Origin of the sequence: Streptomyces sp. RPA4-2 (assembly GCF_012273515.2) — a bacterium.
In the GTDB taxonomy this organism is placed as follows: Bacteria; Actinomycetota; Actinomycetes; order Streptomycetales; family Streptomycetaceae; genus Streptomyces; species Streptomyces kaempferi.
Genome location: NZ_CP050975.2, coordinates 3,108,491 through 3,120,979 on the forward strand (window position 1 = coordinate 3,108,491; position 12,489 = coordinate 3,120,979).

At 73.0% G+C, this 12,489-nt stretch carries 7 protein-coding genes and 2 pseudogenes; 3 read left to right on the forward strand and 6 right to left on the reverse strand.

Going from position 1 to position 12,489, the window contains the following annotated elements:
* Nucleotides 1-39: 39 nt before the first annotated feature.
* From HEP85_RS13445 to HEP85_RS13465, 5 genes and pseudogenes are all read right to left on the reverse strand, one after another.
* Nucleotides 40-1,341, reverse strand: a complete 1,302-nt coding sequence (locus tag HEP85_RS13445; RefSeq protein ID WP_168527992.1) for an RNA polymerase sigma factor — start codon at nt 1,339-1,341, stop codon at nt 40-42.
* Nucleotides 1,342-1,588: 247 nt separating this feature from the next.
* The gene (gene dnaG, locus HEP85_RS13450; protein WP_168527993.1) at nt 1,589-3,499 is read right to left on the reverse strand and encodes a DNA primase; all 1,911 of its coding nucleotides are present in this window, start codon (nt 3,497-3,499) and stop codon (nt 1,589-1,591) included.
* A gap of 46 nt (nt 3,500-3,545) precedes the next feature.
* The gene (locus HEP85_RS13455; protein WP_168527994.1) at nt 3,546-4,811 is read right to left on the reverse strand and encodes an NAD(P)/FAD-dependent oxidoreductase; all 1,266 of its coding nucleotides are present in this window, start codon (nt 4,809-4,811) and stop codon (nt 3,546-3,548) included.
* A 93-nt stretch (nt 4,812-4,904) separates the two neighbouring features.
* The gene (locus tag HEP85_RS13460) at nt 4,905-6,278 is read right to left on the reverse strand and encodes a deoxyguanosinetriphosphate triphosphohydrolase (RefSeq protein WP_168527995.1); all 1,374 of its coding nucleotides are present in this window, start codon (nt 6,276-6,278) and stop codon (nt 4,905-4,907) included.
* Between the two features lie 302 nt (nt 6,279-6,580).
* Nucleotides 6,581-7,453, reverse strand: a pseudogene (locus HEP85_RS13465) (sirohydrochlorin chelatase); the annotation flags it as partial.
* A 224-nt stretch (nt 7,454-7,677) separates the two neighbouring features.
* Between HEP85_RS13465 and HEP85_RS13470 the strand changes: the two are divergent.
* On the forward strand, nt 7,678-8,406 hold the full coding sequence (locus tag HEP85_RS13470) for a vancomycin high temperature exclusion protein (protein ID WP_168527996.1): 729 nt from the start codon (nt 7,678-7,680) through the stop codon (nt 8,404-8,406).
* Nucleotides 8,403-9,908 (forward strand): membrane-associated oxidoreductase, encoded by a 1,506-nt coding sequence (locus HEP85_RS13475; RefSeq protein WP_168527997.1) that lies wholly within the window; start codon nt 8,403-8,405, stop codon nt 9,906-9,908. Before HEP85_RS13470 ends, HEP85_RS13475 begins: the two co-directional genes overlap by 4 nt.
* 78 nt (nt 9,909-9,986) lie before the next feature.
* Here HEP85_RS13475 and HEP85_RS13480 read toward each other — a convergent pair whose 3' ends face one another.
* A complete protein-coding gene (locus HEP85_RS13480; RefSeq protein ID WP_168527998.1) occupies nt 9,987-10,403 on the reverse strand; it encodes a gamma-glutamylcyclotransferase family protein in 417 nt (138 codons plus the stop codon).
* Between the two features lie 262 nt (nt 10,404-10,665).
* Between HEP85_RS13480 and HEP85_RS13485 the strand changes: the two are divergent.
* A pseudogene (locus HEP85_RS13485) lies at nt 10,666-12,326 on the forward strand (M4 family metallopeptidase).
* Nucleotides 12,327-12,489 lie beyond the last annotated feature (163 nt).

The window sequence follows — 12,489 nt, forward strand, 5'->3', positions numbered from 1 at the left end:
TTTCGTTCGTTCTTTCGTTCGATGTCGGCGGAGGGGCGCTCAGTCGAGGTAGCCGCGCAGCTGGTCCGCGAAGGCGTGGTCCCGCAGTTTGTTGAGGGTCTTGGACTCGATCTGGCGGATGCGTTCGCGGGTCACGCCGAAGATGCGGCCTATCTCCTCCAGGGTGCGGGGGCGGCCGTCCGCCAGACCGTAGCGGAGCTGCACCACCTTGCGTTCCCGCTCGCCGAGCGTGGAAAGGACCGCCTCCAGGTGCTCGCGCAGGAGGAGGAACGCGGCGGACTCGACGGGGGACGCCGCGTCGCCGTCCTCGATCAGGTCGCCCAGCGCGACGTCGTCCTCCTCGCCCACGGGGGCGTGCAGGGACACCGGCTCCTGGGCCAGGCGCAGGACTTCGCTGACCCGCTCGCTGGGGAGGTCGAGGTGGGCGCCGACCTCTTCGGGGGTGGGTTCGTAGCCGCGTTCCTGCAGCATGCGGCGCTGCACGCGGACCACCCGGTTGATCAACTCGACGACGTGGACGGGGACCCGGATGGTCCTGGCCTGGTCGGCCAGCGCCCGTGACATGGCCTGCCGGATCCACCAGGTCGCGTACGTGGAGAACTTGTACCCGCGGGCGTAGTCGAACTTCTCGACGGCTCGGATCAGGCCCAGGTTTCCTTCCTGGACGAGGTCGAGCATGGTCAGGCCGCGGCCCACGTAGCGCTTCGCGACCGAGACCACGAGCCGCAGGTTCGCCTCGATCAGCCGGCGCTTGGCCATGCGGCCCATGACGACCAGTTTGTCGAGGTCGAGGGCGAGTTGGCTGTCCAGGTCGGAGGCGAGCCGCAGCCTCTCCTCGGCGAAGAGACCGGCCTCCACCCGGCGGGCGAGTTCGACCTCCTCGACCGCGGTGAGCAGCGGGATGCGGCCGATCTCGCGCAGGTACTGACGGAACAGGTCGGAGGAGGGGCCGCCGGTGTCCGCGGTGCGGGTGCGCAGCGGCTCCACGGGTTCGGGCGCCTCGGTCTCGACGTCGACCGCGTCCGCGGGCGGCCCGTCCGGCTCGGGCGGGACTTCCGGCTCCGCCTCGGGGTGGTGCGCGGCACGGCTCTGCGGGGGGAGCGCCGCGACGACGCCGGGCTCCGCGTCCGTGTCCGTGTCCGTGGAATTGTCGGTCTGTGTCAGGGTCTGGGTCTGCACGGGGGCGACCTCCAGGAATGTCGCTGCTGAGACGTGCGGCAGCGGTACGTCGGGGATGGGGTCGGCGGCCTCGCCGCTGTCCATCCCGTAGTCGTTTGGCGGAACGGCGGGTATCGGGAACCCGCCGCGTGCGGGTCGGCCGCGCTCCGAGGACTCAGGCACCGGAACCCAGTGTGGAGTACGACACATCGCCGCCACGAGGGGCGTGCGGTGACTTTTTGCGCCCGGTCCGTGACCGCGTGATTACCCTCGTGCACGAGTGCGCAGGACCGGGCGTGCGAAACCTGCGGAAAGGCGCATGTGGGGGCGGGCACTCCGGGGACGGTGTGAGCGCCGGGGCCGCTTCAGCGGGGTGCGGGCTCCGGGCGCGGGACCCGTGGCGCGGCGGCGGCCCGGACCGGGCCGGGCCTCAGAGCGCCTCCGCGCCCCGCTCGCGCAGCGCCTGCCCGTACTGCTGGAGGACCCACAACTCGTTCTGCACAGCGGTCAGCTGGGCCGGGTCGCCGTGGGCACTGGCGCGGGCCAGGGCGCCCTGGACGTCCACGACGCGGCGCTCGACGGCACGGCGGCGGACCATGACGAGCTGGTCGCCGGCGTAGGTCTCGTCGACGGTCTTGCGCATGATGGCCTCGACGGCCAGTTCGGTGACCATGGCGCGCACCGTGTTGTCCGGGGCTGCCTCGCGGACCAGGACCAGGTACTCCTGGGGGTCCTGGGCCCCGTACTCCGCGCCGCCTGCCTCCATGATCGCCTGGCGTACGGCGGCGTACGGCGGGGCGGTGAACTCGTCGATCCCGTAGGCGTCGAAGGCCGGGGAGACCAGCTCGGGGCGCTGGAGGGCGAGCTTGAGCAGCTCGCGCTCGGTGGCGAAGACGGGGTTGCGGAGGTTGAGCGCGGGGCCGCCGCGAGGGGTCTGGACGGCGGCGTACGTCTGCTGGGGTCGCTGTCCGGCGGGGGCCGGGCCGGCCGGGCCCTTGCCGCCGCGGTCGCGGGCCCAACGGGCCAGCTGGGCCACCCGCTTGACCACGAACTGGGTGTCGAGGATGCCGAGCATGCCCGCGAGTTGCACGGCCACCTCGTGCTGGGCGCCGGTGTTCTTGATGCGGGCGACGACCGGGGCCGCCTCGTCGAGGGCGGCCGCCCGTCCGGCGGGGGTCTCCAGGTCGTAGCGGGCGACGATGTGGCGCAGCGCGAACTCGAAGAGCGGGGTGCGTGGTTCGACGAGGTCGGCGACCGCCTCGTCACCCTTGGCCAGGCGCAGGTCGCAGGGGTCCATGCCGTCCGGGGCGACCGCGATGTAGGTCTCGGCGGCGAACTTCTGGTCGTCCTCGAAGGCGCGCAGGGCCGCCTTCTGGCCGGCCGAGTCGCCGTCGAAGGTGAAGATGACCCGCGCCGAGCCGTTGTCCATCAGCAGCCGGCGGAGGATCTTGATGTGGTCGCCGCCGAAGGCCGTGCCGCAGGTCGCGATGGCGGTGGTGATGCCGGCCAGGTGGCAGGCCATGACGTCGGTGTAGCCCTCGACGACGACCGCGCGGCTGGTCTTGGCGATCTCCTTCTTGGCGAGGTCGATGCCGTACAGGACCTGGGACTTCCGGTAGATCGCCGTGTCGGGCGTGTTGAGGTACTTCGGGCCGTTGTCCGTCTCGTACAGCTTGCGCGCGCCGAAGCCTACGACCTCGCCGCCGATGTCGCGGATCGGCCACATCAGGCGTCCGCGGAAGCGGTCGATGGGGCCGCGGCGGCCCTCCTGGGAGAGGCCGGACAGGAGCAGCTCCTTGTCCGAGAAGCCCTTGCCGCGGAGGTAGCGGGTGAGGTGGTCCCAGCCCTGCGGGCTGTAGCCGACGCCGAAGTGCGCGGCGGCGGTCTGGTCGAAGCCGCGCTCGGCGAGGAACTTGCGGCCGGCGTCGGCCTCGGGGCTGGTGTCGAGCTGCTCGATGTAGAACTGCGCGGCGACCTTGTGGGCCTCGACCAGGCGGATGCGTTCGCCGCGCTGGTTGGACGGGTTGTACCCGCCCTCCTCGTAACGGAGTGTGATGCCCGCCTGTCCGGCGAGGCGCTCGACCGCCTCCGAGAAGGAGAGGTGGTCGACCTTCATCACGAACGTGATGGTGTCGCCGCCCTCCTGGCAGCCGAAGCAGTGGAAGAGACCCTTGCTCGGGCTGACCTGGAAGGACGGTGACTTCTCGTCGTGGAAGGGGCAGAGGCCCTTGAGGTTGCCGCCGCCCGCGTTGCGCAGCTGGAGGTACTCCGAGACGACGGCGTCGATCGGGACCGCGTCCCGAACAGCCTTCACGTCCTCGTCGTTGATCCTTCCAGCCACGGGTGAATTCTACGGGGGCGCGGTGACAGCCGAGTGCCGCCGTGGGTCACGGGAGCAGACTGTCCAGCGGGACGTGCGGGTCGGCCAGGGCCTCGGCGTCCACCTGGGACCGGGATCGGATCAGCTGCTGGATCGGCTCCGTGACGTCCCACACATTCACGTTCATCCCGGCCAGGACCCTGCCCTCCTTCAGCCAGAAGGCGATGAACTGCCGTTTGCCCGCGTCTCCCCGGATCACCACCTGGTCGTAGGTGCCCGGGGGCGCCCAGCCGGAGTACTCGAGTCCGACGTCGTACTGGTCGGAGAAGAAATAGGGCACACGGTCGTACGTCGTCTCGCGGCCCAGCATCGCGCGGGCGGCCGCCGGTCCGCCGTTGAGGGCGTTGGCCCAGTGCTCGACGCGCAGCCGGGTGCCGAAGAGGGGGTGGGGGAAGGCGGCGACGTCGCCGGCGGCGTGGATGTCGGGGTCGGAGGTGCGCAGCCGCTCGTCGACGGCGATGCCGCCGCCGTGCGCCCGGGGGGCGATCTCCAGGCCCGCGGCCTCGGCGAGCCCGGTGCGCGGCGCCGCCCCGATGGCCGCCAGTACGTCGTGGGCCGGGTGCTCCTCGCCGTCGTCGGTGCGGGCGGCGAGCACCATGCCGTCCTGGCCGACGATCTCGGTGAGGCGGGCGCCGAAGTGGAAGCGGACGCCGTGCTCGCGGTGCAGCTCGGTGAAGAGCTGGCCGAGCTCGGGGCCGAGCACCGAGTGCAGCGGGGTCGCCTCCGGCTCGACGACGGTGACCTCGGCGCCGTACTCGCGGGCCGCGGCCGCGACCTCCAGGCCGATCCAGCCGGCGCCCGCGATCACGATGTGCCCGTTGTCCCGGCCGAGCGCGGCGAGCACTCCCTTCAGCCGTTCGGCGTGGGCGAGGCGGCGCAGGTGGTGGACTCCGGCGAGGCCGGTGCCCGGGATGTCGAGGCGGCGCGGCTCGGCGCCGGTCGCGAGGAGCAGCTTGTCGTAGTGGACGAGGGTGCCGTCGTCGCCGAAGCGGACCGTCTTCGCGGTCCGGTCGATCGCGTCGACGGTCTGACCGAGGTGCAGCTCCACGTCGTTCTGCGCGTACCAGGCGGGTTCGTGCACGAAGACGGTGTCGCGTTCCTCCTTGCCGAGGAGGTAGCCCTTGGAGAGCGGCGGCCGCTCGTAGGGGTGGTCACGTTCGTCGCAGATCAGTATCACCCGCCCGGTGAATCCCTCCGCTCGGAGTGTCTCGGCCGCCTTGGCGCCGGCCAGGCCTCCTCCGACGATGACGAATGTCTGATCCGCGTCGACCACTTGATGCCTCCTCGTAAGGATGTCGCCCCATGCGAGCGTCCCGCACGCAGCGTGATGCGGGAAGAGGGAGTGGCCCGATCAGGCCACGCAGGGTCACACTCCGCCGCCTGTGCCGGGGCGGGTGGTGAGCCTGAGGTGCAGTGAGCGTGCCGAGGCGTCCGTCAGCGAGGCGATCTGGTCGACGATCACCCGTTTGCGGGCGCGGTCGTCGGGTGCCTCGTCGAACAGGGCCCTGAACTGCGGGTCCAGGCCGTCCGGGGCGCGGGCGGTGAGCGCCTCGGCGAGTTCGGCGACGACGACCCGCTGATCGGCGCGGAGCAGTTCTTGTTCGGCGCGCTGCATGACGTAACGGTCGGCCACCGCCTTGAGGACCGCGCACTCCAGGCGCGCGGCGCGCGGAACGACCAGTTCCGCGCCGTGGCGGGTGAGTCGGCCGAGGCCGTACGTGGCCCGTGTGGCGCCCTCGGCGGCCAGGCAGAAGCGGCCGATGAGCTGGCTGGTGGCGTCCTTGAGCCGGGCCTGCGCGATGGCCGATCCGTCGTAGCCGTGCGGCCACCACTCCTGGTCGAGGAGCCGGTCGAGGGCCTCGGCGAGCTCGGCGGGGTCGGTCTCCGCGGACACGTACCGCCCGATGGCCACCGCGAAGATCTCCTGCCGCTCCGGCTCGGCGTGCAGACAGCCGGGGTCGATGTGGCCCGCGTGCAGCCCGTCCTCGACGTCGTGCACCGAGTAGGCCACGTCGTCCGACCAGTCCATGACCTGGGCCTCGAAGCAGGTGCGGGTGGCGGGGGCGCCCTTGCGGATCCAGTCGAAGACCGGCCGGTCGTCCTCGTAGACCCCGAACTTCGGTGACGCGGGGGCGGTGGGGTGGGCGCCGCGCGGCCAGGGGTACTTGGTGGCGGCGTCGAGGGTGGCACGGGTGAGGTTGAGGCCGACGCTGACCAGCTCGCCGGTCGCCTCGGACGGCACGAACCGCTTGGGCTCTATGCGGGCGAGCAGCCGCAGCGACTGCGCGTTGCCCTCGAAGCCTCCGCAGTCCCGCGCGAACTCGTTCAGCGCCTGTTCGCCGTTGTGTCCGAAGGGCGGGTGGCCGAGGTCGTGGGAGAGGCAGGCCGCCTCGACGAGGTCGGGGTCGCAGCCGAGGGCCGCGCCCAGTTCACGGCCGACCTGGGCGCATTCCAGGGAGTGCGTCAGCCGGGTGCGGGGGCTGGCGTCCCAGGCCCGGTCGAGGGTCCCCCCTCTGCGGGCGGAGTCGAGGCCCTGGGGAAGGGTGCCGGGCGTGACGACCTGGGTCTTGCCCGCGAGCCTGCGCAGGGCGGAGGAGTGCAGGACACGCGCGCGGTCGCGCTGGAAGGCGGTGCGTCCGGGGCGTTTGTCGGGTTCGACGGCCCAGCGCTCGACGGCGGTCTCGTCGTACTCCTCGGGGCCGGTGTGGTGCTCGTACGCCTTCGGTGCGGTGCCTTCCATGCATCCGACAGTAGACGCAGGCGCTGACGATCGGGGCGCGGAGGACCACCGCGAGCCCCGGTTCAGGTGGTGGCTGGTGCCGTGGCAGGCAACGTCTGCCCTTCGAGGAGCGGCGTCCGGTGCGTGCTCTCGGCGTGCCGGCCGGAAGTCCTCGTACTGGACGTACTTGGGCTTTCGGCCGGTGCGGCGAGTGGGGGCACCTCCCACGCCCTTGAGGCTGTGGGGGAGCGTGCCGGACGTCGCGACGGGGCGAACGTTGCCTGCCGCGGCACCAGCTCGCGTTCGGAGGCCGGCTCGGGGGCCGCGAGGGCCTGGTCGTAGCGGTGCAGGACGAGGCGGGCCATCGCCGGGTGGGTGCCCAGGGGTGCGGCGGCAATCCAGGGGGCGGCCTCGGCGCACGCGGTGGCGAAGCGGCCGGGCGCGGTGAAGTAGGAGGCGACGGCGATGCGGTGGCGGCCGCGGGCGGCCATGGCCCGTACGGCGGCCGGGACGGTGGGCGCGGCGGCGGAGGCGTACGCCGCCGCGACGGGCACGCCGAGGCGTTCGGCCAGCAGGCGGGCGGTGCGGCGGGTGTCGACGGCCGCTTCGGGGTCGCGGGAGCCGGCTGCGGCCAGCACGACACCGCTCGCCCGGCGGGCGGCGTCACTCATCCGGGTGCGCCAGCCGGCCTCGACCAGCCGTGCGTACAGCGTCTCGACGAGCAGGGGGTGCGGGCCGAGCGGGGCGGCGACGCGGGCACGCAGGCCCGGGACGGCGGCCGCCGCGTCGGGGACGTCGCGCTTGACGTGGTGGCCGCGGCCGAGCAGCAGCGGCACGAGGACGGCCCGGGGGTCGCGGGCCGTGTCGATCGAGGCGAGGGTGGCGGGCAGCAGCGGTTCGTCGAGCTCGAGGTGACCGAGCCGCACGGACAGGTGCGGGCGCAGTTCGCGGACCCGTTCGACGAGGGTGCTCACGGTGCCGAGCGCGCGCGGGTCGCGGCTGCCGTGCGCGACGAGGACGAGCGGCGGGGGCGGCGGCCGCCGCGTGCCGTCGAGGTCGACGAGGCTGAGCTGATGGCCGAGCCGGCTGGTGATCGCGTTCATGAGTTGCGCCGTACTGTCGAGGGGGGCGCCCGGGAGCGGCCGGCCCCCGGTGCCGGTCGGGGACTCGTCGTGAGGGGATGGCGACGCCGTCATGGACCGATCGTGCCGGTAGGAGGTTGCCGCGCCGTTGCACCGGCATGACGGGTGTTTTCCGGGGGTTCACGGTGGCGTTCCGCCGGTCTGTGAGGCCCCCGCACGCGCGGTCGGGGGCACCGGGTGACCCCGGTCACCGCACCGCGCCGAACCGAACGGGCTTACGCTGCGTCCCCATCTGTCGAACGCCGCCGCGAGCCGACGCCATCTGGGGGACACCGATCATGCTGCGCCTGCCGCGCCCGAGCATCCGTAGACCGTTCTTCCCGCGGCTGGGACGGCTCCCGCGGCTCCCCCGCACCCGTGCCGGGCAGCGCAGGGCGGTACAGGTGGTCATGGTGCTGTGCGTGCTGGCGCTGCTTCCCGCGACCTGGCTGTACGTGGTGACGGGCGACCGGCTGCGGACCACCGCGGACGTACCGAGGACCGGGGTCGCGATGGTCTTCGGGGCGGGGCTGTGGGACGGCGAGCCGTCGCCGTACCTGGCGCACCGGCTGGACGCGGCGGCGCGGCTGTACCGGGCGGGGCGGATCGAGGTGGTCCTCGTCACCGGGGACAACAGCCGCGAGGACTATGACGAACCGGACGCCATGCGCGCGTATCTGACGAGGCACGGGGTGCCGGACGGCCGGATCGTCAGCGACTACGCCGGGTTCGACACCTGGGACTCGTGCGTGCGGGCCCGGAAGATCTTCGGCGTCCACGAGGCGGTGCTGATCAGCCAGGGGTTCCACATCCGGCGGGCCGTCGCGCTGTGCCGGGCGGCGGGGGTGCGTTCGTACGGCGTCGGGGTCGACGCCAAGCACGACGCCACCTGGTACTACGGGGGTGCCCGCGAGGTGTTCGCGGCGGGCAAGGCCCTGCTGGACGTGGTGTTCGAGCCCGATCCGCGGTTCCTCGGGCACAAGGAGCCCGGGGTGGCGCGGGCGCTGGCGGCTGCGGGCGAGCGGTGATCCCCGCCGACCTGACGCCCGCGGAGTGCCGGGTCCGGGACGCCTTCCCACGCGGCGAGGGCGTCGACTTCCGCGAGAGCCCCGACGAGGACCCCGCGGACGGGGCCTCCTGGGGACCGGAGCGGACCGTGCGCGCCGAGGTGCTGCGGGCGCTGCTGATCGGCGGAGCCGTCCAGGACGGTGAGATAGCCGGCCTGAGGCTGAGCGGGGCGCGCGTCACCGGACGGCTGGACCTCACCTACGGGACGGTCGACCACCCCGTACGGCTGCGGTTCTGCCACTTCGAGCAGGACCCGAACCTGTACGGGGCGCGGCTGCGCAACCTGGTGCTGAGCGACTCGGTGCTGCCCGGACTCACCGCGGGCACCGTGCGGGTGGAGGGGGTGCTGCGGCTCAGCTGCTGCCGTGTCACCGGGCAGGTGCGGCTCCAGGGCGCGAAGATCTCGGGCGCCGTCTTCCTGAACGGGGCGCGGCTCGGCGTGCCACCGGACCCGGACGCCCCGGACCGGGATCCCGGCGCGCCGGAGGCCGCCGCGGAACCGGCCCTCCAGCTCAACCACGCCGAGGTCGGCACCGATGTGTGGGCCGTCGGTCTCGTCGCCCACGGCCAGGTCCGGCTGAACGGCGCGACCCTCGGCGGGCAGCTGAACCTCGACGACGCCGAACTGCACGCGCCGGGCGGCACCGCGCTGCACGCCGAGACGCTGTCGGTCGGCACCGATCTGCGGGCCATGCGGCTGCGCGCGTACGGGCGGGTCAACCTGAGCGGCGCGAGGATTCCCCACCAGCTCAATCTGGCCTACGCCCGGCTGTCGAACCCCGGGGGACCCGCCCTGCGGGCCAGCAGCTGTGTCATCGGCGAGCTGTGGCTGCGCGAGGCCGCCCCGATCGTGGGCACGGTGAATCTGCGCCGCTCCCAGCTGGACCTGCTGCACGTTCCCCCGGAGACCTGGCCCGGACAGGTGCGCCTCGACGGCCTCGGCTACCGCACCCTCGCCCCGCACCTGCCCGCCGAGCTGCGGCTGCCGCTGCTGGAGCGCGAGGAGTCCGGCTATCTTCCCTACGCCTACGAGCAGTTGGCGGCCGCCTACCGGACCGCGGGCGACGACGCCGCCGCGCGTACGGTGCAGTTGGCCAAGCTCCGGCGGCATCGCGGGACGCTGTCACGCCCCGCCCGGTTCTGGGGTCATCTGCAGGACGCGACCGTCGGGTACGGCTTCCGGCCGATGCGTGCCGCCGGCTGGCTGCTGTTGCTGCTGTGCACGGGCGCGGTCGCCTTCGCGCTGCACCACCCGCACGCCCTGAAGCCGGCCGAGGCGCCCGGTTTCAATCCGCTCGTCTACACCCTCGACCTGCTGCTGCCCCTGGTCGACTTCGGGCAGGAGACGGCCTTCGCGCCGCGCGGCGGCTACCAGTGGCTCTCGTATCTGCTGGTCGCCACCGGCTGGATCCTGGCGACGACGATCGCGGCGGGCGTCACCCGCTCCCTCAACCGCCAGTAGCCGGCCGGCGGACGCCGCTCAAGCACCGCGCACCGCGCCCGGCGCACCGCTCCCGCCGGGCGTCGACGACGGGTCCCGTCACGGTCCACGCCGACGCTCCCGCCAGTCCCCGCCCGGGACGAGCCGACCGTGGGTCCGCAACCGGGCGGCGACGGCGGGTGCGGCCAGGTAGACCCAGGCCCGCGCGGCCGTGCCGTCCACGCGGGCCGCGTCGCGGACCATCCGCTCGTACAGGTTGCCCTCCAGCCGGTCGAGCGCGCCGAGCAGTTCCGCGTACGCCTCGGGCAGCGCCGTGACCAGCTCCCCGCGCACGACACCTGCGGGTTCCTCGACGGCGTACGGGTATCCGGGTCCGTCGTACAGCACGATCCCCCGCATCCTGGCGGGCTGTTCGGACCGCGTCCGGCCGCGCAGGAAGAGGTCGTGGTGGTGTTCGCCGGGGCGCAGGGTGCCGTAGACGAAGAAGGGCAGCGGTTCCCCGTCGGTGACGCTCAAGAGCCAGTCCCCTCTCTCGGCCCCGGGGTGTCCCGGTGGACGCCGCGGACGTTGCCACGGCCGTCGTTCCTGTGGTCATTCCGGGGGTGTTCCGGCTGCGGTCTCCATGATCGCCTCTCATTCGTGAGGGCGCGGAAACGATTCCCTCCACACCCGCCGCAACCACGTATGCGCTATGGACATGACATGTCATGGACCTTTAAATCTGAACGGGCATCAGCGCCCCCCACACGCGCCTGAGCGTGCCTCCCCGAGGAGACCGATGAGTCGGAACCGGATACGCCCCACCCGAGGTTCCCGTCTGGCCGCCGCCGGGGTGGCCGCGGCCACCACCGCCCTGCTGGCGACCGCCCTCACCCCCACCGCCACCGCCCTCACCCCCACCGCTGCGGCGGCAGCCGGGCCACCGCGATCGCCGACGCGGCGACGGCCCTCGTGCGCGAGGCCGCGCGCCTCGGCCTGACTTCCGCCGAGGGCACCAGCGTGCGCGACGTCGTCATCGACGCGGACGGCGGCCGGCATGTGCGCTACGACCGCACGTACCGCCGACTGCCCGTGCTCGGCGGTGACTTCGTGGTCCATCTCGCCCCGAACGGCTCCTACCGCGGCGCGGACCTGGCCACCTCCCGCGACCTCGCCGTGCCCACCACCACGCCCGCGCTCTCCGGCCCGAAGGCCGCCTCCCTGGCCGCCACCGCGCTGCGCGCCGCACACGACGGACAGACCCTGAGGAAGGTGACGGCCAGGCCGAAGCTGGTGGTCGACGCCCTGCACGGCGCTCCCCGACTGGCCTGGCGCACCGACGTGGCGGGCCAGGACTCCCTGGGCAACCCGGTCGCCCGCGCGGTGCTGACCGACGCCCGCACCGGCCGGCAGATCGACGCCTGGGACAGCGTCGAGACGGCGGCCGGCGACGGCCGTTCGCTCTACAGCGGCACGGTCCCGCTGGAGACCACGCCGTCCGGATCGGCGTACCAGCTCAAGGACCCGACGCGGGGCAACACGTACACGGGCGACGCGGCGAACAAGACGGACCTGTGCATCCTCGGGATCTGCGTCAGCCGGGCCCCGGCGACCCTCTTCACGGACACCGACAACCACTGGGGCAGCGGGGCGGCCGCGGACCGCGCCTCGGCCGCGGTCGACGCCCAGTACGGCACGGACGCGACCTGGGACTACTACAAGGACGTGCACGGACGCAACGGCATCGCGGGCGACGGGAAGGGCTCGTACAACCGTGTGCACTACGGCAGCAACTACAACAACGCCTTCTGGGACGACAGTTGCTTCTGCATGACGTACGGGGACGGTGACGGGACCACGCTCGGCCCGCTGGTCGCGCTCGACGTGGCCGGTCACGAGATGTCCCACGGCGTGACCTCGAAGACGGCGGCGCTGACGTACTCGGGCGAGTCCGGCGGCCTCAACGAGGCGACCTCCGACATCTTCGGCACGCTGGTGGAGTTCCACGCGCACAACGCCACCGACCCCGGTGACTACCTGATCGGCGAGAAGGTCGTGCGTTCCGGGTTCGGCAAGCCGGCCCTGCGCTTCATGGACCGGCCCTCCAAGGACGGCAGCTCGGCGGACTGCTGGAGCTCGTCGGTGGGGAACCTCGACGTCCACTACTCGTCCGGCGTGGCGAACCACTTCGCGTACCTGCTCGCCGAGGGCAGCGGCGCGGCGACCGTGGGCGGCGTCTCCTACGACAGCCCGACCTGCAACGGCTCCACGGTCACCGGCATCGGCCGGGACAAGCTCGGCGCGATCTGGTACCGGGCGCTGACGGTCTACATGACGTCCTCGACCAAGTACGCGGGCGCGCGGACGGCGACACTGAACGCGGCGAAGGATCTGTACGGCGCGGGGAGCACGGAGTACGGCGCGGTGGCGGCGGCCTGGTCCGCCGTGTCCGTGGGCTGACGCGCCGGGCCGTACACCCGGGTACCGTCCGGTCCCGTCGAGGTCGCGCGGGCGCCGCGTCCTGCCGCCGGGCCCGGACGCCCGTGTCGCCGGGCCCGGACGGCCGTGTCGCCGGGCCCGGACGCCCTTCACCCGTTCACCCGGGCCCTCCCCCCTTCGGACC

Coding starts and splice junctions, on each gene's coding strand:
- HEP85_RS13460 (WP_168527995.1), bottom strand. CDS start 6,278: ATGGAAGGCACCGCACCGAAGGCGTACGAGCACCACACCGGCCCCGAG.
- HEP85_RS13470 (WP_168527996.1), top strand. CDS start 7,678: ATGCTGCGCCTGCCGCGCCCGAGCATCCGTAGACCGTTCTTCCCGCGG.